The sequence below is a fragment of the Paraflavitalea soli genome (assembly GCF_003555545.1).
Taxonomy (GTDB): Bacteria; Bacteroidota; Bacteroidia; order Chitinophagales; family Chitinophagaceae; genus Paraflavitalea; species Paraflavitalea soli.
This window is the reverse complement of record NZ_CP032157.1, coordinates 2,406,342-2,430,467: the sequence shown is the minus strand read 5'-3', so window position 1 is coordinate 2,430,467 and position 24,126 is coordinate 2,406,342. Positions and strand designations below refer to the sequence as shown.

Below are 24,126 nucleotides of genomic sequence, written 5' to 3'. Positions count from 1 at the left end.
TTTTAAATCTTAAGTAACATGAAAAAGATATCTTTTATCCTGATAGCGCTTATGGTTCATGGTATGCTGCCGGCTCAGTTTGCCGGCATTCAGAACAACCAGGAACAGCCGCTTCCCGCAGGTTTCAAGCCTGCCTCGACCAACACGTTCTTATCGCAGTATCCCGCGGTCAATCCTGACACCCGGCAGGCGACATTCAGGGTGGTGGCGCCCTATGCGCAAAATGTAACGCTGCAATTGGGTGGAAAACACGCTATGACAAAAGATGATAAAGGGGTTTGGTGGTATACGACAGATCCGCTGGTGGTAGGGTTCCATTATTATGCTGTGATGATAGATAGTGTGCCGGTAATGGACAGGGGGAGTGAGGCTTATTTTGGTAGTAACTGGGAGTCGGCAGGCATTGAAATTCCTGAAGGTGCTGAGGGCGATTATTACCGGTTCAATAAGGATATTGCTCATGGGGAAATTCGTTCACTTTATCATTGGTCTGACATAAATGGATTAGAGCGTCATATCAATGTATATGTACCAGCGGAATATGAAAAGAATCCGAAGAAAAAGTATCCAGTGCTCTACCTGGTGCATGGCTGGGGGGAAGATGAGAACGGCTGGTCGGTTCAGGGGCATGTAGCGAATATCATGGATGGCTTGATCGCAGCCGGCAAATCCGTTCCCATGATCATCGTAATGCCCAGTGGAGATATTAAAACCAATTCGGATGTGCGTAAAGCATCCGGCGATATTACAGACATCCTGATCAAAGATCTGGTACCTTATATTGATAAGACCTTTCGCACGTATACTGACCGGGACCACCGCGCGATGGCCGGATTGTCGAGGGGTGGTGCTCAAACCTGGAATGCAGTGCTGAACAATATGGATAAATTTGCCTGGATGGGAGGTTTTAGTGGCTCGGGCCGCATTGGCAAAAATCCCTTTAATCCTTCAGCTTCACCCACTACGGTTGAGACAGCTTATAATGGTGTGTTTAAAGACGCAGCGGCCTTTAATAAAAAGATGAAACTGTTGTTTATCAGTATTGGCACTGCTGAAGGGCCGGGGGCCAAAGAAACCTACGAGCTATTGAAAAATCACGGCATCAACAACCTGGTGTATCATGAATCGCAGGGGACTGCCCACGAATGGCTTACCTGGCGCAGGGCGCTCAATGATTTTGCGCCAAGGTTATTTAAATAATACTTATCTGTTCAGGCAGTTTAGTTTGTAAAAGATCCCGGCCTACCTTGCCGGGATCTTTCCTTTGGCCCTGCTTATAGGGATCTTTATTTTGCCTTCTCCAGGGACTTGATCCATTGGGCAATTTGTGTCAAATCACTTACCGGAACATGTGCCATAGGAGGCATTTTAGTTTCATAACCAGGCCAGTTTGCCGGGTTGGGCTTCTGGATCAATTGTATAATCTGGGCTACCGTATATTTTTTTGCGGCCACTTCCCTGTAAGGAGGCCCGATCAATTTATTAACGGCTTGATGACAGGCAAGGCAGGTATATTTTTGTAACAGCGGTTCCACGGCCGCGTAATCCGTCTTTTTAACCAGACTTGTTGTTTTGGCAACTGGTTTTTTAGCGGCGGCAGTACTGATTTTTTTGGGGGGAACGGCCACTATTTTATTGGAAAGTGTATCTGCAACTGGCCTGGTGACGGCAGCAGCCGGATTGCCGGTTTCCAGTTCCTCCAGTGTCCAGAGTGCTGTTCTTGCTGCATATTGGTTTCTTACCATTGTTACTTCGGGAATAGAGATAAATGGCGATAGGGTATCTCCTGGCCTGCGGAAACGCCGGCCTGCGTTGCCAAACTCGTAACGGATATAATTTACCACGGAAGCTACCCACTCGTCGGAATTGGCGCCCAGCGCTGGCATTACTGAGGGGTATTCTTTTCCTTCAATGGGTCCTTGCAAGCCATGCAGTATGATCTTCGCCAGGATTGCCTTATCTGCATTCATTCTTTTTGAATCTGTGAGTACTGGCGCCGCCAGGGAGTTTGAGCCCGCTACGGCCAGTCCTTTGCCTCCTGCGCCATGACAGGTAACGCACAGCGAATTAAATATGCCTGAACCGGCTATAATCGATTTTCTTTCATTTTCAGGCAGGTTTCCCAGTCTGTTCCCATATGACCTGATATCAATATTCCGGTCCATCGCCTTTTGTGTAGCCGGGAACATTTCATTGGAAGTATTTGCAGCCAGCAATTCTGCCGCCAGTGGTGCGCTCTTTGCCAATTTATTGCTATAGGTCGATAAAAATAACTGCAACCGTACATCATACGAAGGGTCATTCTTTAACCCGGCAAGCTTTGCAATTACTTCGTCATCTTCCTTTTTGAGATATGGTTCGCTTAATATAACAGCAGCTTTCCTGATCTGTGGGTGTTCATCCTTCAGTGCCGTATATAAAATAGCACGATCCATTGCATCCAGGCCGTCCAGTGTCCATAAGGCATGCAACCGGGCCAGGTGTGATGGTTTGGCGGCCAATGTAGCCTGCTCTCCCTGTATAATTTGTTTTAATATGGGTACAACGGATCTATCTCCCAATAAAACGATCTGCTTTTGGGCATTATCTCTCCACCAGCCGTTCTTATGATCGAGGTAAGTGACCAGTTTAGTGGCAGGCTCATCCAGCATATGCGGTTTTTCAGACTGGGTGTACCCATCATATACCAACCGGTAGATCCTGCCGTGCCCTGTATTTTTTGCCATTCCCATGGCATCAATCTTCTTACGAAGAAATGACCCGGGTCTTGTCCAGTTGCCCTGCTGAATAATGCCACGGTGCATATCAACGATGTACAAATTTCCATCAGGCCCTGTATAAGAATTCACGGGCCTGAAGTTTAGATCTGTGGAGGCTATAAACTCCTGGCGGTAATAGGCATTTTGGACAATGATCTTTCCTTTGAGGTTGATGACTTTTGCCCGGCGTATGAGTCTTGCCACGGGTTCGCAAATAATATAATCACCTGAGAGGTCCTGGGGCAGGGTGTTTCCCCTGTAAATGGATTGTCCGCAGGCACCGGTGAAATGGTTCAGTGTGCTATCGGCCCGCAGGCGCATTAAACCTCCCTGCACATCGGGTGTGGCAATGATGGGCCACACCTGTTGAAATTCGTTGCTCACCTGGTCGGGCATATCGAGTGCGCCATAGGATGGGTTGATCTGCACGCGTACGAGGGGGCTTTCGCCTCCTGCACTTGTGAGAAATAGCCGGCCATAGTTATCATGGGTTACTCCCCACTGACCGCCAGGGCCTGAATACAGTGAATCGGCTTCCAGCATTCCGTTCCTGTAACGAAACCGTACGGGGTCGTATGTCAGGTAAATATAATTATCGAGGTTCCAGTCGAGGCCACTGCGCTGGTGCTCCATGTTGGCATCTAACAGCCGGTAGTCTTGTTTCTGAAATACTGTTCTTTTCTGATCGGCCTTTCCGTCTCCATCGGTGTCCTTATATGCGTTGATGGTGATGGTATTTGTTTCATTGACGAGTAGCTCATGGTTTACACACAGGATCATCCTTGGCAATAATAAACTATCGATGAATATGGTGCTCTTATCCATCTTGCCATCATTGTTGGTGTCCTCCAGCAACGAAATACGACTGACATTTACCTGTTCTCCCTTTGCATCGGCATCCAGCATATAGGTAAGCATTTCAGCCACATACATTTTTGCATTGCCGTCCCATGCTATGGCTACCGGTTCTTTGATCATAGGTTCACTTGCCACCAGTTCAAGATGATAGCCGGGGGGGAGGTTAAATGTTTTCAAGGCCGCGGCAGGGTCCAGGTAATCAAAGGAAGGCATTGAATCAAATATCCTGGCAGGGTAGGGATTGGTTGCCTGCGTTTGTTTGGCATGTTTTGAAACGCTACAATTGTATATCATGACACTTGCCAGTAGTAAACCGGAAATGACATAGGCTTTTTTCATATTAGGCATTAATCGATATTTAATTATTTTGAACCCATCGCATATTTGATGCCCCCCAATACATGTTGCTGGTATAAAGGGTCTTCCCATGATCTATTATCGTGCCCCAATGCCGTGTAAAAACTTCTTCCGCCATCATATTCATGATACCATGCCATCGGGTGAACCTCTCCATTACCCCCACCGGTATAACTGTTTTCATCAATCGTGATCAGTATATGCAGGTCTGTACCTATCCATTTGAAATTGTACAGTTCATCAAAACGTTTCCATACTTTTGGAAGATGGGCCGTAGCAATGTTATTGGTGTCCACCACATTGAATACTGCCTCCTGCGGCCTGGGATGGTTTTTAAAATAAGCTCCGTTCAGCTCCCCAAACCATGGCCAGTCATATTCTGTATCTGCTGCTGAATGCAGCCCCAGGTATCCGCCCCCGGCCTGTATAAATTGTTTGAATGCCTGCTGCTGCTGTTCATTCAGCACATTGCCGGTGGTGCACAAAAAAACCACTGCTGCATATTGTTTCAGCTTTTCCACAGTAAAAACATCTGCATTTTCCGTGGTATCTACGCCAAACTTGTTTTTCTGCCCCAGTTCCATTATATATTTTGCCCCTGCCTCTATGGCGGATGTATGACGGAATCCGGCGGTTTTACTGAATACCAGTATTTTCTTTTGTTTCTGTATAGTATAGCTGCTCATGCTGACTACCGTTGTCAGCAATAAAAAAGACAGTAGTGCTGATTTGATCCTATTCATTTCATGAAGCTTTATTCAAGTAGTAGCAGGCCCTGCATGGCATTGTCCCGTGGACTGTGACACCCGGGATCATAAGTTTGTAAACGTATACTTTTTGTTCAACCTATTTTGAACCGGAAAACATTTGTGCTATAAATTCCATCATTTGTTCTACCGGCAAACCAACAAGCCATTGACGAGACATTGAAAAATAACGGTATCAAAAACCTGGTCAGGAAGCTATTGTTCGCCGGGAGCTTTGCCGGCAAATAAGTTCGGTTTTGATGATCACTTCGCGTTTGGTAAGTGTTGGCTCCTGGCCCTTGAGGATGTTTTCAAAGTAAATGCCTGCAGTGGCTTTGCCCAGGTCTTTGCTTTTCTGGTCGATCGAAGAGAGCGACGGCTTGATGATGGGGGTAAAGGCCTCATTGGCAAAACCGAAAATACCCAGTTGCTCAGGCACCTGGACGCCCCTGGATTGGGCGACTTCCAACACGCCTAAAGACTGGTGATCGGATACGGTTAAAAAAGCATCCGGCGGATGTGGGGCGGATAACAGTGCGGCGGCTATTGTAGCGGCCTGCTCTTTATCTAATATATCGTCTACAATAAAATCATAAGGAATGCTGAACCCGGATTCTCTAAGGGCCATCAGGTAGCCTTCCTTCCGGCGTTTGAATACGGTGAGGTGCTGGGGGCCGCCCAGGAAGGCAACACGCCGGTAACCCTGGTCAAAGAGCATTTTAGCAGCGCTATAGGAGGCTTCTTTGTCGTCGTTGAATACTTTATAACTGTCCACGTGATCCATGCAGCGGTCAAACTGGATCAGTTCAATATGATGCGCGAGGATGTTTTGAAGATGGGTATAGGATTGGGTCTCTGCAGAAAGAGAGATCAGGATACAGTCTACGTTTTGATGGATGAGGGTATCGATCGCTTTGCATTCTATGGCAAAGGACTCGTGCGACTGGCAGATGATGAGGCTATGGTTGTTCTCAAAGCAAACTTCTTCTATACCGGCAATGGCTTCGGAGAAAAAAGTCTGGTTGATATGCGGCACCACTACGCCGATGGTTCTGGAGGAACCCTGTCGCAGGTTGGCGGCATGGGAGTTGAGCTTGTAGTTGAGCTCCGTGGCTTTTTTTCGCACTTTTTCCCGCACTTTCTGGCTGGTGGCAGGGTGTCCGTTGAGGGCCCTGGACACATAAGAGGCCGATACCCCCAATTCCCTGGCAACATCATAAATGGTCACACGTTTTCCCGACATGAAGGCTGTTTATAGTTTCTTCTTATAAATATAGGCTACCTGCCGATCTGTAAAAGTAAGTATTTTATACAATCGATTAATATAACTCTATTATGTAGTAATGTATTGATAAATATTGTATTGTATGCGTTTTGTAAATTTATTGACATAATTTGGAAATCGATTTCAAAAAAATATAGCTTTGGTAGCCCATCGGGCCCTACTAAAAGAATAAACCACGAAGACACCTAAAATTTAGCACAGTGAAACTGACCTTACAACGGACCAGCCTACTGATGATGCTGGTACTTTTGACAAGTATTACCTGCCGATCGCAAAGCTGGCAAAAAACAGCCCAGGGCATTAAAACAGGCATCGATTCTATAGCGGTAGAACTCCGGTTTTATGATGCCTCTACGGTACGCATCTTAAAAGGGCCTGGCGGCAAAATAACGGAGAAGGAAAGTTTATCGGTGATCAAAACACCACAAAGCACTGCGTTCACGGTGGGACAAAAAGGCAACCTGCTGATCCTGAAAAGCGAAAAGATACGGGTAAGCCTGAACCTGCAAAACGGACAGCTCGAATATTCAGATGCAGCGGGCCATCCCTTACTCCGGGAAGATGAGAAGGGCGCGTCCTTTACCCCATTTAACGATGCGGGGGTAAATACCTGGAGCGTGCAGCAGTCCTTTGCTTTGGATAAGGAAGAAGGCATTTATGGTCTGGGTCAGCAACAGGGTGGTAAAATGGTACAGCGTAACCTTTCCCTGCATATGGTGCAGGGGAATACGGATGATTATATTCCTTTCTTTCAGTCGGTAAAAGGTTATGGTGTGTTTTGGGACAATTATTCTCCCACCAACTTTACAGACAATACAACAAGCACTACTTTCAGGTCGGAAGTGGGTGAGGGGATCGATTATTATTTTATGTATGGCGGCCATGCAGATGGTGTCATTGCATGCATGCGCGATCTTACGGGGCAGGCGCCCATGTTTCCCTTGTGGACCTACGGTTTCTGGCAAAGTAAGGAGCGTTACAAAAGCCAGGATGAACTGGTGGGTGTGGTAAAAAAATACCGGGAACTGGGTGTGCCGCTGGACGGCATTATCCAGGACTGGCAGTATTGGGGCAGTAATTACCTGTGGAATGCGATGGAGTTCCTGAACCCCGAATTTTACAACCCGCAGAAGATGGTGGATGATATACATAACCAGAAAGCCCACCTGATCATTTCTATCTGGAACTCCTTTGGTCCGCAAACAAAACCTTACCGGGAGTTGGATAAAATAGGAGCACTGATGAATTTTCCGACCTGGCCCGAATCCGGCTCAGAGAAGTGGCCACCCAACCGTGACTATCCTTCGGGGGTGAGGGTGTATGATCCTTACAACCCGGCAGCGCGCGATATATTCTGGAAATACCTGCATGCAGGCCTCTTGTCGGTGGGAATAGATGGCTGGTGGATGGACTCTTCCGAGCCCGATCACCTCGGTGCAAAGCCGGGCGATTTCGACCAAAAAACCTGGCTTGGTTCCTTCCGCAAAGTACGCAATGCATTTCCTTTAATGACGGTGGGAGGGGTGTACCAACATCAGCGGGCTATATCGGCCGCTGCCGGCAAGCGGGTATTTATTCTTACGCGTTCTGCATTTGCCGGCCAGCAACGCTATGGCGCCAATACCTGGTCGGGAGATGTGACGTCTTCCTGGAACGCTTTGCGCAACCAGGTATCGGCCGGATTGAACTTTTCTCTCTGCGGTATCCCTTACTGGAACAGTGATATTGGTGGTTTTTTCTTAAACCGGTTCCCTAAGAAACTGGATGATCCGGAATATCGGGAGCTGTATGTACGTTGGCTGGAATTTGGCGCTTTCTGTCCCATGATGCGTTCGCACGGTGCTGATGCTCCCCGGGAGATCTACCAGTTTGGCCAGAAAGGGAATAAGGTGTACGATGCCATCGATAAATATATCAACCTGCGTTACCGCCTGCTGCCTTATATCTATTCCACCTCCTGGGAAGTGACCGCGGGCCAATCGAGCATGATGCGTGCGCTGATGATGGATTTTGCAAAAGATAAAAATGCCTGGGATATCAACGATGAGTTCCTGTTTGGCAAATCGCTGCTGGTGAGTCCTGTGACCCGGCCTATGTACATAAAAAAAGTAGCCGGTGGCAGGGATTCTTCCAACGTGGAAGATTTCAGCAGTGTAAAAAGCAAAGAAGTGTATTTGCCGGAAGGGGCCAACTGGTACGACTTCTGGACGGGTGAGTCATTTACGGGTGGCAATAAGATCAGCACCGCCACGCCGCTGGATATTATTCCGCTCTTTGTGAAAGCCGGTTCCATACTGCCCATTGGGCCGCAGGTGCAATATGCGGAAGAAAAGAAATGGGACCAACTTGAGATACGTGTTTATCCCGGGGCCGATGGCAGCTTTGTATTGTACGAGGATGAGAACGATACGTATAATTATGAAAAGGGCGCTTATACCACGATCAGCTTTCAATGGAATGACAAAAAAAAGGAACTGATGATCCATGACCGGAAAGGAGCTTTCCCCGGTATGCTGGAAGGCAGAAAGTTCCATATTGTACGGGTGAATAACCAGAAAGGCGTGGGTGCGGACACGGCCGTTACGCCTGACCAGGTAATCACTTATTCCGGAAAAAAGATAGTAGTGAAATTATAGGATGATCTTCAACGACAGACTGTATGAAAACAACGATCACAACGGCCCTCTTTCTTTTATTGCATGCTTTTGCAGCCCGTGCACAACAGGCAAGGATCCTATCGCCCAACGGGAAGATCGGTGCAGCCCTGTATAAGGATGAAGGGGCCAAGGCTGGCAGCTGGTACCTGAAGGTATTATACCTGGCTGATGGCAAGGAAACAACAGCGATACCCCGCATCGATCTGGGGCTGGTGCGCAATGACCAGGATTTTTCCAATAACCTCCTGTTGCTGAAAGTGGGAAAACCCCAATTGATCAATGAGCAATATACAGCCTTGCATGGCAAGCGGCTGAACCGTACCAATGCGGCCAATGAACTGATGGTCTCGTTTGAGACGCCTGGCAAAGCAAAGATGAACCTCTTTATCAGGGCCTGGAATGACGGGGTGACTTTCCGGTATGAGTTTCCGGAAAAACAGGGCAGTTTTGTTATAAGGGAGGAAAGTACTACGTATTCGATTCCGCAGACAACTATGCGGTGGATGGAAAGGTGGAACCCGGCCAATGAAGGGTTGTATACAGCCATGAGTGATGATAAGGTGCAACAGCAGGACTGGTGCTACCCGGCGCTGTTCAATACGGCGGATAAAGCCTGCTGGTTCCTGCTGCACGAAGCTGATGTAGACCGGGGGTATTGCGGCACGAAATTGCGCAATAATGATGACAGGAATGCTTATAAACTGGTCTTCCCCAACCCGAAAGACGGCAACGGCCAGGGGGACTCCTTACCCTCTATTACGCTACCCTGGAGATCGCCGTGGCGGGTGGTCGTTGCCGGCAGCCTGGCAGATATTATACATTCTACCCTGGTGGAAGATGCATCGGCTCCCTCTGTCATTAAAAACACGGATTGGATCAGGCCGGGGGCAGTATCCTGGAACTACTGGTCCAGCAACCACGGCACGAAAGACTATAAGATCGTAACGGCTTTTGCCGATCTGGCAGCAAGGATGAACTGGCCTTATACATTGCTCGACTGGGAATGGGATGGCATGAGCAATGGCGGTACGGTGGAAGATGCTGTCAGGTACATCCTGTCAAAAGGGGTGAAGCCCCTTATCTGGTACAATTCCGGTGGGAAGCATACTAATGTGTCTTCTACGCCCCGCGACCGTATGCTGACGCATGAAAACCGGGTGGTTGAATTTACCAAACTAAAGAAGCTGGGTTTTGTAGGCGTGAAAGTGGATTTCTTTGAAAGCGAGAAACAGGATATGATCAGGTATTACCTGGATATACTGGAGGATGCGGCGCAATTTGAGATGATGGTATACTTCCACGGTTGTATGGTGCCGAGAGGATGGGCGAGGACCTATCCTAACCTGATGACCAATGAAGCGGTACGTGGTGCGGAATGGTACAACAACGGACCGGAATTTACCGGCACAGCGCCGGAGCACAACACTATCCTGCCTTTTACCCGCAATGTGGTAGGGGCTATGGATTATACGCCTGTTACGTTCACCAATTCTCAGTTTCCCCATCTTACTTCCTATGGCCATGAACTGGCGTTGAGCGTGGTGTTTGAATCGGCGCTGCAACACTTTGCCGATCGGCCGGAGGGTTATGATGGATTGCCTGACGCTGCGAGGGCTTTTCTTAAAACGGTGCCTACGGTCTGGGATGATACGCAATTGCTGGATGGATATCCCGGCAAGGAGGTGATCCTGGCCCGGCGCAAGGGCAATGACTGGTATGTGGGAGGCATTAACGCGGAAATACGGCCGAAGAAAAAAACGCTCTCCTTTGGTTTTTTAAAGGCGGGTGTACAATACAAAATGACTTTGATAGCGGATGGCGAACATGATAAGGCGTTCGATATACAACAACTGGTAGTGAACCAATCGACCTCGGTAGACGTGAAACTATTGCGCCGGGGCGGCTTTGCCGCCTCCCTGGTACCGCTGTGATAGAAAAAGATTAAAAGTATGTAAATAACAATTGGCTATGATAGTAAGAGCAGAAAAGGTTTTGCCAGAAAATGATGCGGCAGGTGTATTGCCGCCCGTAATCTTTGGTACGAGCGGCCTGGGAAATTTGTTTGAAGCTTATGGCGATGAACTAAAGTATGCGGTAGTCCGCGAATGTTTGCGTGTAAGCAATGGCAGGACCTTTTTTGATTCGGCGGGAAAATATGGCGCCGGTCTTGCGCTGGAAGTGCTCGGTAAATGCCTGCGGCAATTGCAGGTGCCGCCAGAGCAGGTGGTTATCAGCAATAAACTGGGCTGGTATCGTACGCCATTGAAAACAACGGCGCCGACCTTTGAACCTGGCGTGTGGAAGGGACTTGAATATGACGCGGTACAGAAGATCAGCTATAAAGGTATACTGGAATGTTTTGAGCAGGGCAATGAATTGCTGGGCGGATACATTCCACAAATGGTTTCCGTGCACGATCCGGATGAATACCTGGCTACTGCCAAAAGCAAACTGCATGAACAGCAATTGTATGAGGATGTGCTGGGCGCTTATAAAGCCCTGCATGATCTGAAACAACGGGGGAAAGTACAAGCGATCGGTGTAGGCGCCAAGGACTGGAAGACGATCCGGCGTATTGCCGCTGATGTGCCGCTTGATTGGGTAATGATCGCCAACAGTATGACGATCCGGCAGCATCCGCAGGCCCTGCTCGATCTTATGGTACAACTTAGCGGGAAAGGGGTGAAGATCATCAATGCGGCCTTGTTCCATTCCGGCTTCCTGCTGGGTGGTGATCATTATGATTATAAACCGGTAATACCGGGTACAGCGGAGCATGATGCTTTGTACAGTTGGCGTACAGACTTTCAGGCTGTTTGCAGCAGCTTTGGCATTACACCTGCTGCAGCCTGCATCCAGTTTGGCTTGCATGCACCCGGTGTGACAAGCATTGCCCTCAATACGATGGATGTAAAACGGATCGAAGAAAATATGCAGTATGCTACTACCGAGATCGCTGCGCCGGTATGGCGAATGCTGCAAGCAAAAGGATTGATGCAGGTGAACTTTTTTGAACAGGACGCTTCAATAGTCCGGGATTAGCGTAGCTGATCACTTATTTTTGACGATAAACACAATGCACCATATGAAACAGGTTTTATTGATCTTATGCCTATTGCCGGTAGTGGCCGGTTATTCACAACAGCAACCAGGTCTAAAGCTGTGGTATAAACAACCATCGGGCAAGACATGGGAAAACACCTTGCCGGTTGGCAACGGAAGGCTGGGAGCCATGGTATATGGAAATGTAGATACTGAAACGATACAATTGAATGAACATACTTTGTGGAGCGGCGGACCGAATCGTAATGATAACCCGGAGGCATTGGCTTCCCTGCCGGAAATAAGAAGGCTCCTGTTTGAGGGCAAGCAAAAAGAGGCTGAGAAACTGGCCGGCAAAACGATCATATCCAAAACATCGCAGGGGCAAATGTTTGAACCGCTTGGCAACCTGCAACTTTCCTTTGACGGGCACAGCCAATATGATCATTATTACCGGGAGCTGGATCTTGAGCGGGCTGTTGCCACCACTTCTTATGCGGTGGGCGGCATTACTTACAAGCGGCAGGTATTGGCATCCCTGGCGGACCGGGTGATCGTCATTCGCTTAACGGCGAGTAAACCTGGCAGTATCAGTTTCCATGCAGCCTTTTCTACTCCTCAACCCAAGGCGTCGGTGCACACCACAGCGGCCAAAGAGTTGGTCATCGCAGGGACCACCATCGATCATGAAAAGGTGCCGGGCCGTGTAAAATACAAAGGTATTGTGCGTATACAACCGGAAGGGGGGACGCTGGCAGCCGGCGATACTTCGCTGATGGTAAAAGCGGCGGATGCGGTGACTATCTATATTTCCGTGGCCACCAATTTCAACAGTTACAAAGATCTTGGCGGCAATGAAAATGAAAGGGCGCAGGCATTTATGGATAAAGCAGCGGCAAGGCCATTCGCTGTAATTTTACAAGCTCATGTAGCGGCCTATCAACGGTATTTTAACCGGGTAAAACTGGATATCGGGCAAACGGAAGCAGCTGCGCTGCCAACGGACGAACGGTTGAAAAATTTCAATACGGTGAATGACCCACACCTGGTAACGCTTTATTTTCAGTATGGCCGTTATTTGCTGATCTCGTCTTCGCAGCCGGGTGGCCAGCCGGCGAATCTGCAGGGTATTTGGAATAACCGGCTTTATCCACCCTGGGACAGCAAATACACGATCAATATAAATGCGGAAATGAATTATTGGCCGGCGGAGAAAACCAACCTCGCTGAGTTATTTGAACCTTTTGCGCAGATGGTAAAAGAGCTATCGGTGACCGGGCAGCAAACGGCCAGGGATATGTATGGCGCCCGTGGCTGGATGGCGCACCACAATACAGATATCTGGCGGGCCACCGGCGCGGTGGACGGCGCCTTCTGGGGCGCCTGGAACAATGGAGGTGGATGGATGAGCCAGCAGGCATGGGAGCATTACCTGTACACGGGCGATAAAGCTTACCTGGCTTCTATATACCCTGCGATGAAAGGGGCTGCTACTTTTTATATCGATTACCTGGTAGAGCATCCGAAGTATCACTGGCTGGTGCTTTGTCCGGATATGTCGCCGGAAAATGCTCCCGCAGCACACCAGGGTTCATCGCTGGATGCGGGCACTACGATGAGCAACCAGATCGTATTCGATATTTTCAGCTCTACCATCAGGGCCGCGGCCATCCTGCAGCAGGACGCTGCTTTTGCAGATACGCTGAAACAATTGCGCAGCCGGCTGGCGCCGATGCATATCGGAAAGCATGGCCAGTTGCAGGAATGGCTGGACGATATCGATGATCCGAAGGATAATCACCGGCATATTTCACATCTGTACGGACTTTTCCCTTCGAACCAGGTGTCTCCTTACCGGACGCCGGAATTGTACAGTGCGGCCCGGAACACTCTCCTGCAGCGCGGAGATGTATCTACCGGCTGGAGCATGGGATGGAAGGTGAACTGGTGGGCGCGGATGCTCGATGGTAACCATGCATACAAACTTATACAAAACCAGCTTACGCCCGTAGGTACAGTTGCAGGCGGCGGGGGCACTTATAACAATCTCTTTGATGCGCATCCGCCTTTCCAGATCGATGGCAATTTCGGTTGTACATCGGGTATCACGGAAATGTTGCTGCAAAGTGCTGATGGGGCTGTATCACTGCTGCCTGCGCTGCCAGATGTTTGGCCCCATGGGAACGTGAGCGGCCTGCTGGCCAACGGGGGCTTTGAAGTGGTAAGTATGGAATGGAAAGCTGCAAAACTGGTAAAGCTGGTCATCAGGTCTACCCTGGGCGGTAATCTGCGGTTACGGGTTCCGAATGTATTGACCGCAGGAGATGGAAAGGTGCTAAAAACAGCCACGGGGAATAACCCCAATCCATTTTACCAAACGGAAACCACGCCGGCGCCGGTGATCGCGAAGGAAGCAAGCATTACTCTGCCGGAACTGAAAAAAAGCTGGCTCTACGATATTGCTACGCAGAAAGGGAAAGTATATACCATGAAGATGAAGGACACAGATTAAGATCAAGACCTTCCTTTTTCCATGAGGCAGGCCGGGTGATCGGTTCAGACGATATTCACCGATTGGTGTTGTTTGCGATAACTATGGGGTGTAGTACCTGTTACTTTTTTAAATGTCCTGGAGAAGTGGGGCAGGCTGTCAAAGCCTGTTTCAGCGGCAATGTCAATATAAGGCATGCTGGTAGTGGTGATCAGGTATTGCGCCCGTTCGATCCGTTTTTCATGAATATAAAGAAGCGGTCGTTCGCCGGTAAATTGCAGGAACTGCCGGGAGAAATAATCGGGGTGCTGGTTTACCCTTTGGGCAAGGTGTGCGATGGTTAACGGCTCCTTCAGTTGAAGTTGGATATAGCTCATGGTATCCAATACCTTGGAAGGAATATTGTGTGGGCTGCTCAGCGAAGAGTTCCGGCTACCTAAGAAGCGCGACAATAATTGCAACAAGATGCCCAGGGTTTCCATATAAACACCATCGTTTTGCCGGTTATTCAACTCCTGGTATTCCCGGTAATAAACATTCTTCTCGTATACTTTGGGGTTGTCGGAACGATTGATGCCCCTTCCCGGATTAATATCCAGTATTCGTTTGAAGTTGCCGATATCAATGTCTGAAGCAGGCAATTTCATCAATGTCCTGTTGTTCTGGAACAAAGAAATGCCGTCGGGGGATTCTTCAAAAAACTGGATAAAATACTGGCTTAAAAAAGCAGGGCACTTTAAGTTACAGATGGTAAAACTCGGGATCATATAAATGAAGCCAGGTTCTAAGATTATCTTCTCCTGTGCATTGGAAATACAGCCCTCTCCCGCATCGATATAATACAACCGGTAGTACGGGCTGATCACATGTTTGTAGTTCCATGTATGGTTGAGATACACATGGTCTATATGCAATAAAGAAAACGAGTGTTTTAATAATCTTCTGCTCATACATCCCGCAAGCTGGCCTCAAAATACAAAGAAATAGTCGGATTTGTATAAAACAAAGTCTTATTCGTTGCATGGGAAAAGTACGGACACGGTTAACTTTGTTTGCATAGTGCTATTCAGGCGTCTGATGAGGGTTTGAATTTGTGCTATGGTCCATAAAATTGCTGTATGAATAACAAACAAAGTACCTTATTGGCGTTTTGTCTTATCACTTCCTTGTTTTTCCTATGGGGTTTTGCCCATAACCTCGATCCCATACTTATTCCGCATCTTAAAAAATCTTTTACCCTCACTACTACACAGGCAACCCTGGTTGATTCAGCGGTTTTTGCCGCCTATTTTGTCATGGCCCTCCCGGCAGGATTGCTGATGAAGAAAGCAGGGTACAAAGCAGGCATCATTGCCGGGCTTTTCTTGTTTGCCATCGGCTGTTTCCTTTTTGTACCTGCAGCGGACATGCAGTCCTACGATTTTTTCCTGGTGGCGTTGTTTGTCATTGCCTGCGGGCTTACGATCCTGGAGACAGCGGCCAATCCTTATGCCACCGTATTGGGGAACCCGGAAACAGGCACCCAACGCCTCAACTTTGCCCAATCATTCAATGGACTGGCTGCCGCATTGGCGCCGGTGATCGGTGCAAGGATCATTCTTACAAAAGGGTACACGAAGGAGGAGTTGAATGCCATGTCTGAGACGGTCAGAAAAACAGCGCTGGCCGCTGAAGCAGCAACGGTGAAGATGCCTTATATCGTGCTGGGTATTGTATTGATCGTCATTGCCCTCATTTTTGCGGTGATCAAATTGCCGGCTATTAGCGCTCATAAAGGTGCCGGGCCGGCAAGCAAAAGTGTGTTCCATACTTTCCGGCACAGGCATCTTGCCTGGGGCGTGGTTGCCCAGTTTTTTTATGTGGGGGCGCAGGTGTCGGTATTCAGTCTTTTTATCCTGTATGCCACGAAGTCTGCGGGTATTTCAGAAGTAAAAGCGGCAGATTACCTCGGGGCCTGTGGGATTGCTTTCCTGGTTGGCCGCTTTGCAGGTACCGCGCTGATGCAAAAAATAGCACCACCGGTATTATTGGCCTGGTATGCCGTTATCAACCTGATGTTGTGCACCGTTGCCATCCTGGGTACGGGTATGATAACGATATATGCTGTTATTGGCATCTGCTTCTTTATGTCGGTTATGTTTCCCACCATTTTTGCATTGGGTATCAAGAACCTGGGAGCGGATACGGAATATGGGAGCAGTCTTATCATTATGTCCATTGTGGGCGGTGCTATTTTACCGCGCTTTTTTGGTTACATCAGTGATGTTACCGGTAATATTCAGCATGGCTATATCGTCCCTTTTATTTGCTTTGCAGTAATCGCCCTGTTTGGTTACAAAGGGCATCGCATACAAACAACAGCTCTTCAAACAAAGGCAGTACCTGTCATTTAACTATGAAAAGATATACCCTGGCGCTTGATCTCAAGGATGATCCCGCGCTGATTGATGAATACGAACATTGGCACCGGGCGGAAAATGGATGGCCTGAGATCAAACAGAGCATTGAAGATGCTGGAATTGCCAATATGGAAATATACCGTACAGGCAACAGGCTCTTCATGATCATGGAAACGACAGCGCATTTTTCTTTTGAAAAGAAATCGGACATGGATGCGGCCAATCCCAAAGTGCAGGAATGGGAGCGGTTGATGTGGAAATTCCAGCAGCCACTTCCCTGGGCGAGGGAAGGTGAAAAATGGATCATTATGGACAAGATATTCGAGTTGAACACAACCATAAATCATCATCATGAATAGAAGAACGCTTGTTAAACAATTGGGATTATCGCTGCCCGCCTATCTATTGTCTAAACAGGCCGGCGCTTCTTTCTTCGAAGGACTGGGTGAGCAATATGCGAAAGGACCATTTAAAGCTACCTGGGATTCTTTGCAGGGGTATCAGGTGCCGGAATGGTACCGCAATGCGAAGTTTGGTATCTGGGCCCACTGGGGGCCTCAGTGTGAGGCAGAATATGGCGATTGGTATGCACGGGGTATGTATGAAGAAGGAAGCGCTCAATACAATTATCACGTGAAGAAATACGGACATCCTTCGAAATTTGGTTTTAAGGATGTCATTCATCAATGGAAAGCAGATCAATGGGATCCGGAACAGCTGGTGGCCTTGTACAAGCGGGTAGGGGCGAAGTATTTCTTTGCGCTGGCCAACCATCACGACAACCTGGATCTTTGGGATTCCAAATACCAGGCATGGAACTCTGTGAGGGTAGGTCCAAAAAAAGACCTCATAGCAGGATGGGCAAAGGCTGCTAAAAAACAGGGCCTTCCTTTTGGCGTAAGTGTGCATGCCTCGCATGCCTGGACCTGGTATGAAGTGGCCCAACGGGCTGATAAAAAAGGCCCCATGGCCGGCATTCCTTATGATGGAAAACTGACCAAAGCCGACGGTAAAGGTACCTGGTGGGAAGGCCTGGACCCACAAGGCTTATATGCACAGAACCACCCGCTTAGTGAGAACGCCCAAAACAATGGCGCGATCCATCGCCAATGGAATTGGGGCAACGGGGTAGCTGTACCCACCAAAGCATATTGTGACCTGTTCCTGAAAAGAACACTGGAACTGATCGATAAATACGAGCCTGAACTCCTTTACTTTGATGATACTGTGCTACCCTTCCACTCCCTGAATGATGTGGGGCTTCAGATAGCGGCACACCACTACAACCGCAGTATCAAACGCAACAAAGGAAAACTGCATGCAGTACTGAACGGTAAAATACTTGATGAAGTGCAGCGTAAATGCATGGTGTGGGATATTGAAAGAGGGCAAAGCAATAGCATAGAACCTTTTGCCTGGCAAACAGATACCTGCATCGGTGGCTGGCATTACGACATGAGGGTATATGACAACAAGCAGTACAAGTCTGCCAAAACAGTGGTACAAACACTGGTAGATATCGTAAGCAAGAACGGCAACCTGCTGCTCAATATTCCTGTAAGAGGTAATGGTACTATTGATGACCAGGAAACAGCAATTCTGGAAGAGATTGCCTCATGGATGAAAGTAAACGCGGAATGCATATTCGATACCAGGCCCTGGAAAGTATTTGGTGAAGGGCCGGCTATGGAAGGAGCAGCCTCGCTTTCTGCGCAGGGATTCAATGAAGGCAAAGGTAAACCGTTTACAGCGGCAGACCTTCGTTTTACTGCCAAGGGGGATGTCTTGTATGCTATATTGTATGGTTGGCCGGAAAACAGGCAGGTCAGGATCAAAAGCCTTTCTGAAGGCAATGCTTTGAGGCCAACTGCTATCAATAAAGTAGAAATGGCGGGTGGTGGAGCGTTGCGTTTCCAAAGGAACAGCGAGGGGCTGGAGATCGTCCTGCCTGAAGACAAGCCGGATCTAAGCTATGCAGTGGTATTAAAAATAACCTAAAGAAAGATATTGGAAGATGCAAGCTATGCAAACATTGATATGTACTTCCCCCGGCCACTTTAATTGGGGAACGAGTATGCGCCCGGTCATGAAAAAGGACCATGCCATTATTGCGATAAAGCGCATAGGGATATGTGGTACTGACCTTCATGCTTACCAGGGAACACAACCTTATTTTACCTATCCCCGTATACTGGGGCACGAACTGTCGGGAACGCTGATCGAATTTGACAATGCGCCCGGATTTAATGTGGGAGAAGCTGTAACATTTATCCCTTACTTTAATTGCGGACATTGTATTGCCTGTCGTTCGGGTAAACCCAACTGCTGTGTGAGCATACAGGTCTTTGGTGTGCATATCGACGGAGGCATGTGTGAGTATGTACAGGTGCCTTCTTATGCGCTTGTACATGGAGAAAGTCTTACATACGATGAACTGGCATTGGTAGAACCGCTGGCTATCGGGGCACATGGTATCCGAAGGGCTGGCGTGGAAAAAGATGATTTTGTACTGGTCATAGGGGCAGGCCCTATTGGCATTGGCGCCATGGAGTTTGCCCGTATTGCCGGTGGGAAAGTAATAGCGATGGATGTAAGCGACGACCGGCTGGCCTTTTGCAGTCGCCGGGTAGGTATTGAGCATGTCATCAACCCACTGCACGGTGATGCTATGGAGTGGTTAAGCACTTATACTAATGGCGATATGGCCTCTGTAGTGATTGATGCTACCGGCAACCTGAAGGCCATTAATGCTGGTATCAACTACCTGGCCCATGGCGGTCGCTACGTGCTGATAGGGTTGCAAAAAGAAGCTTTCAGTTTCAGTCATCCTGAATTTCACAAGCGTGAATCTACTCTAATGAGCAGCCGCAATGCGACAAGGCAGGATTTTGAGCATGTGGTAGCTGCGATGAAAAAAGGATGGGTAGATCCTACAGCCTATATTACACACCGAACGCCATTCGACCATGTAATACGGGATTTTGAAAGCTGGTTACAGCCGGAAACACAGGTGATCAAAGCCATGGTCAGTATTGATCATTAAACAGGGGATATATAAGAATTGTTTAATGTCAATATTTTTTTCTAGCTTACTTCCGATTTCGTGAATACCGGGGCGGGTTTACTTGTTGATTTGATCGGGGACGAAATTTTTCTAAGCCAAACCTGTTATGATACGTTTTCTTATTTCGGTTGCTATCTTGTTATCATCGTTCGCTGTTTTTGCTCAGAGTGAACACTATAATTTTTATAAACTCGACACCTATACTGGTCTTTCACATAATCAGGTAAATACTATATTAAAAGACCAGGATGGCTTTTTATGGTTTGGGACTATGTCAGGCCTCAACCGCTATGATGGGTATTCCTGCCGGGTATTCCGTAAAGATTATAATGACAGCACTTCGTTGTTGGATAACAATATCTTTTCGATCTATGAACTTCCCAACAGAAAGTTATGGCTTTTGACAATGGGAGGAGCGTGTATTTATAATTCGTCTACCGAAAAATTTGATGTTGACTATAACGGCTATTTACAATCGCTTGGTTTGCCCTCCGGTACAATAACCAGTATTGTAAAAGGGTACAATGGACGGTATTGGTTCCTTTATGATAATCTTGACTTGTACCTGTATGAGGGTGGGGCCGAAAAAATAAGGCCTTTCAGGAAAAAACAGGACTTTAACGATCCGGGGAAAATTACTTCTCTAAAAGAAACAAAAGATGGGAAGATATGGCTGGTGTATGAGCAAGGTTTTTTGCAGGAGTATGATATCAAATCAAACAAGGTCATTTTTTCCAGTACCGCGTTTCAAAACCTGAACAAAGGAAACGGACCTTATAACCTTATTATAGATAATGATGGCGATATCTGGCTATGGGGCCTTAATAATGGGGTCTTTCTTTTTCAACCACCCGGGAATTCTATCAGACAGTTTAATGAAAATACTTTTCCATCTAAACTGAACGCAAACCTGGTGAGTCAGGTCGTTCAGGATAACAAGGGTTTGATCTGGGTGGCAACAGACCATGGCGGTGTAACGCTGATCGATAAAAAAGGCAATTTCAACACCAGTTATCTTGTCAATGATCCTAAAGACCCGCGTAGCCTTGGTCAAAACAGTATAACCTCCATGTATAATGACGGCAATGGCATTATCTGGCTGGGAACCTATAAACAGGGAGTTAGCTATTCAAATAGTAATATTGTAATGTTCCCGCTTTATCGTCACCAGGAATCGAATGTAAAAAGCCTTCCATATGATGATGTTAACCGGTTTGCCGAAGATAAATCCGGTAATATATGGATTGGAACCAATGGCGGGGGATTGATCTATTTTGACAGGAAGTTAAAAACTTTTAAACAGTACCTGCATGATCCGCATAATAAAAACAGCCTGAGTAGTAACGTAATTGTAAGCTTGTGCATCGATCACGAGAATATTCTATGGATCGGGACCTACTTTGGCGGCCTCAACAGCTTCGACGGTAAGCAGTTCACACACTACAGGCATAGTGATAATGATTCTTTCAGTTTGGCAAATGATAATGTGTGGGAAATATTTGAGGACCGGGAGCAACATTTGTGGATAGGCACATTGGGTAGCGGTTTAGATATTTTTGACCGGACCACCAACCGGTTTATACATAAGCCCTACAAAGGAGGTGTGCAGAACGCTTTTCCTTTTGACTATGTTTCCGCTATTCTGCAGGATAAAAAAGGTAATTTATGGGTGGGCTCTTCCGGGGGGATCGTCGTTTTTGAAAAAGATAAAAGTAACCAGGCAATAAATCAGGATGCGGTCATCAGGAACGGTTTAAGTAATAAGAGTGTTATCTGTTTTATGGAAGACAGCAAGGGGCGGATTTGGGCAGGAACGCGGGAGGGTTTGAATTTGTACAATGAGCAAACAAAACGGTTTCAGTCATTTACAACAGCGGATGGGCTTCCCGATAATATGATATTGAACATTCTGGAAGACAGCCATCAGACGCTTTGGATCTCCACTCCCAATGGGTTATGTAATATCATTCCCAAACAAGACAAAGCGGGTCTTGTTTTTTCTGCCATTAGTTATGATGAAACGAACAACCTGCAGAACCGTGAATTCAATGACAATGCAGCACTCAGAACAAGCGCAGGCGAACTGATCTTTGGAGGACCTTCCGGGTTTAATATTATTAACCCTTCTACCATTAAGCAAGCATTTTACCGGCCTACAATCATTTTAACCGGTTTGCAAATATTAAATAATACCATTGAGCCGGGAGAATTGATCAATAACCGTGTATTGTTGCAGCAATCTTTGTCGCGACTTGAAAGTATTGATCTGAAGTACAAGGAAAATGTTTTCTCGGTTGAGTTTGCCTCGTTGGATTTTGGGCACAGTGCCCGCAATAAGTATGCGTACATGCTGGAAAGGTTTAATTCTGACTGGTTGTATGTGGATGGCACCCAGCGAAGAGTGACTTATACGAATCTCAATCCTGGCCATTACGTACTTAAAGTAAAAGTTTTGAGTGGGGATGGTTTATGGAGTGACGTAAAGGCCTTGCAGATAAATATTGAGCCCCCATTCTGGCGAACGCCCGTTGCCTATATTATTTATGTATTGATCGGCGCAGGGTTGTTCTTGCTTGCCCGACGCATTACATTAGACAGGATACATATGCGCTATGAAATGCGACAGCAGCGCAGGGAAGCAGAAAGGGCTAATGCACTGGAGCAGTTAAAGACGAAATTCTTTACTAATGTAAGCCATGAGTTCCGTACACCGTTGAGCCTCATCATTGCTCCACTAGACAAGATCATTAAGCAGGCTACCGATGAAGATCAGAAAAAACAGTTGAACCTGGTGCAAAGGAATGCAAAACGCTTGTTGAACCTGGTGAACCAATTGCTCGATTTCAGGAAGATGGAGGTGCAGGAAATTAAATTACATCCTGCCATAGGCGATATCATCGGTTTCAGCAAGGATATCAGTCATTCATTCAGCGATATTGCAGAAAAAAAGGGCATTCAGTTCTCGTTCTCCGCTAATATTGACAAGCTGGAAATCTACTTCGACAAGGATAAAATGGAGAAGATCTTATTCAACCTGCTTTCCAATGCGTTTAAATATACAGCGGATAACGGTATGGTGAGTGTACATCTTTTGTATAACCTACCTGTAAACGAAGAAGGTGATGGTTCCCTGGCTATAGAAGTAAAAGATACAGGCATTGGAATTCCAGCAGATCAGCACGATAAAATATTCGAAAGGTTTTTCCAAACCGACGTACCGGCCGATATGGTGAACCAGGGAACGGGTATTGGCCTGGCCATTACAAAGGAATTTGTGAAGTTACACAGCGGGATCATAACGGTAAAAAGTGAGCCGGAGAAAGGTACTTGTTTCACGGTTTTGCTGCCTGCCAAAAAAATAGGGGAATCTTTAACCCGCAGCACCACCCAACCCATACCGGCCGGAGAGACCGAGGAACTGCTATTGGAAGAAAGCCAAAAGAGCGGGAAGAGAAAAACGATCTTATTAGTAGAAGATAATGAAGACCTACGGTTTTATTTAAAAGATAACCTGAAAGCGCAATACCATGTTGAAGAAGCCGTGAATGGAAAAGAAGGTTGGGAAAAGGTAAAACTGCTGAATCCGGACCTGGTCGTGAGCGATATTATGATGCCTTTAATGGATGGAGTTGACCTGGCGAGGAAAATTAAAACCGAAACCCTTACTGCCCATATCCCGGTCATCCTGCTTACAGCTATGGGAAGTGAGGAAAAACAACTGGAGGGTTTGAAAGTGGGAGTGAATGATTATATCACCAAACCTTTTACTTTTGAAATACTGGCTTCCCGGATCAGGAACCTGTTGACGCAGCAAATGATTTTGCAGAAAAGGTTCCGGACGCAAATTGACGTCAATCCATCGGAAATAACGGTAACTTCTGTCGACGAAAAATTCCTGCAACAGGCGCTGGAGCTTGTTGAAAAACACATGGATAACCCTGCCTTTTCTGTAGAAGAATTTAGCCGGGATATGTTTATGAACCGTGTTACCCTGTATAGAAAGATCCATTCGCTTACCGGTAAGTCGCCCCTGGAGTTTATCCGTTCCATCCGTTTGAAAAGGGCTGCCCGGTTATTGGATAAAAGCGGCCTGTCAGTTGCCGAAATAGCCTACGAGGTAGGGTTCAATAACCCCAAGGTCTTTACTAAATCTTTTAAAGAGGAATTTAAAATTACCCCCTCTCAATATGCCGCGAATAAAAATGATCAGGGTGCTTAAGTGTTTTTGAATGCCCGAAAATGTTTTGAAAATCAGTCCTTTGCAACAATCTGATCCCTAAACTGCAACATTTAACCCCCTTGTTTCAAACAGTACAGTAATAGTTTTACAGCATTCATTTAACGATTGAAGGCTGCTATATGAAACTACCACTGCTACTATTGGTTTTTCTGAAGTCTCCCCACTATAATGTCATATTGGCAACCTCTCCTGTTTGCGGAACTCCTGTGCGCTTAACTATCATTCCCG

Annotated in this window: 14 protein-coding genes and 1 pseudogene; 11 read left to right on the top strand and 4 right to left on the bottom strand. The window is 47.1% G+C overall.

Annotation, left to right across the window (positions count from 1 at the left end; all coding sequences use genetic code 11):
• Nucleotides 1-18: 18 nt before the first annotated feature.
• Nucleotides 19-1,200, top strand: coding sequence for an alpha/beta hydrolase-fold protein (locus D3H65_RS08985; protein WP_119049988.1), 1,182 nt, complete (start codon nucleotides 19-21; stop codon nucleotides 1,198-1,200).
• Nucleotides 1,201-1,286: 86 nt separating this feature from the next.
• Here the strand turns inward: D3H65_RS08985 and D3H65_RS08980 are convergent, their stop codons facing one another.
• The 3 genes from D3H65_RS08980 to D3H65_RS08970 form a co-directional block, all read right to left on the bottom strand.
• Nucleotides 1,287-3,956 (bottom strand): DUF7133 domain-containing protein, encoded by a 2,670-nt coding sequence (locus D3H65_RS08980; RefSeq protein WP_119054446.1) that lies wholly within the window; start codon nucleotides 3,954-3,956, stop codon nucleotides 1,287-1,289.
• Between the two features lie 23 nt (nucleotides 3,957-3,979).
• A complete protein-coding gene (locus D3H65_RS08975) occupies nucleotides 3,980-4,717 on the bottom strand; it encodes a ThuA domain-containing protein (protein WP_119049987.1) in 738 nt (245 codons plus the stop codon).
• A gap of 211 nt (nucleotides 4,718-4,928) precedes the next feature.
• Nucleotides 4,929-5,963 carry a LacI family DNA-binding transcriptional regulator gene (locus tag D3H65_RS08970; protein ID WP_119049986.1) on the bottom strand — a complete coding sequence of 345 codons (1,035 nt, stop codon included), beginning with the start codon at nucleotides 5,961-5,963 and terminating at the stop codon, nucleotides 4,929-4,931.
• A gap of 242 nt (nucleotides 5,964-6,205) precedes the next feature.
• On the opposite strand from D3H65_RS08970, the gene D3H65_RS08965 reads away from it, so the two are divergent.
• Genes D3H65_RS08965 through D3H65_RS08950 form a run of 4 tightly spaced genes read left to right on the top strand, consistent with a single transcriptional unit; the run spans nucleotide 6,206 to nucleotide 14,216 of the window.
• Nucleotides 6,206-8,641, top strand: a complete 2,436-nt coding sequence (locus D3H65_RS08965) for a glycoside hydrolase family 31 protein (RefSeq protein WP_245999709.1) — start codon at nucleotides 6,206-6,208, stop codon at nucleotides 8,639-8,641.
• A 23-nt stretch (nucleotides 8,642-8,664) separates the two neighbouring features.
• A complete protein-coding gene (locus tag D3H65_RS08960; RefSeq protein WP_119049984.1) occupies nucleotides 8,665-10,593 on the top strand; it encodes a glycoside hydrolase family 97 protein in 1,929 nt (642 codons plus the stop codon).
• Between the two features lie 37 nt (nucleotides 10,594-10,630).
• The gene (locus D3H65_RS08955) at nucleotides 10,631-11,704 is read left to right on the top strand and encodes an aldo/keto reductase (protein ID WP_119049983.1); all 1,074 of its coding nucleotides are present in this window, start codon (nucleotides 10,631-10,633) and stop codon (nucleotides 11,702-11,704) included.
• A 43-nt stretch (nucleotides 11,705-11,747) separates the two neighbouring features.
• The gene (locus tag D3H65_RS08950) at nucleotides 11,748-14,216 is read left to right on the top strand and encodes a glycoside hydrolase family 95 protein (protein WP_119049982.1); all 2,469 of its coding nucleotides are present in this window, start codon (nucleotides 11,748-11,750) and stop codon (nucleotides 14,214-14,216) included.
• 44 nt (nucleotides 14,217-14,260) lie between these two features.
• Here D3H65_RS08950 and D3H65_RS08945 read toward each other — a convergent pair whose 3' ends face one another.
• Complete coding sequence (locus D3H65_RS08945; protein ID WP_119049981.1) at nucleotides 14,261-15,145, bottom strand: helix-turn-helix domain-containing protein; 885 nt, start codon at nucleotides 15,143-15,145, stop codon at nucleotides 14,261-14,263.
• Between the two features lie 168 nt (nucleotides 15,146-15,313).
• On the opposite strand from D3H65_RS08945, the gene fucP reads away from it, so the two are divergent.
• The 6 genes and pseudogenes from fucP to D3H65_RS08920 all read left to right on the top strand — a co-directional run bounded on the left by fucP (nucleotide 15,314) and on the right by D3H65_RS08920 (nucleotide 23,877).
• A complete protein-coding gene (gene fucP / locus D3H65_RS08940) occupies nucleotides 15,314-16,588 on the top strand; it encodes an L-fucose:H+ symporter permease (protein WP_119049980.1) in 1,275 nt (424 codons plus the stop codon).
• A gap of 2 nt (nucleotides 16,589-16,590) precedes the next feature.
• Nucleotides 16,591-16,953: an L-rhamnose mutarotase gene (locus D3H65_RS08935; RefSeq protein ID WP_119049979.1), complete on the top strand. Its 363-nt coding sequence runs from the start codon at nucleotides 16,591-16,593 to the stop codon at nucleotides 16,951-16,953.
• Entirely contained in the window at nucleotides 16,946-18,592 is a 1,647-nt protein-coding gene (locus D3H65_RS08930) for an alpha-L-fucosidase (RefSeq protein WP_119049978.1), read from the top strand. Before D3H65_RS08935 ends, D3H65_RS08930 begins: the two co-directional genes overlap by 8 nt.
• Before the next feature lie 88 nt (nucleotides 18,593-18,680).
• Nucleotides 18,681-19,637 (top strand): zinc-binding alcohol dehydrogenase family protein, encoded by a 957-nt coding sequence (locus D3H65_RS08925; protein WP_245999708.1) that lies wholly within the window; start codon nucleotides 18,681-18,683, stop codon nucleotides 19,635-19,637.
• Between the two features lie 127 nt (nucleotides 19,638-19,764).
• Nucleotides 19,765-19,926: pseudogene (locus D3H65_RS33535) on the top strand (two-component regulator propeller domain-containing protein); the annotation flags it as partial.
• A 3-nt stretch (nucleotides 19,927-19,929) separates the two neighbouring features.
• Nucleotides 19,930-23,877: a hybrid sensor histidine kinase/response regulator transcription factor gene (locus D3H65_RS08920; RefSeq protein WP_162915503.1), complete on the top strand. Its 3,948-nt coding sequence runs from the start codon at nucleotides 19,930-19,932 to the stop codon at nucleotides 23,875-23,877.
• Nucleotides 23,878-24,126 lie beyond the last annotated feature (249 nt).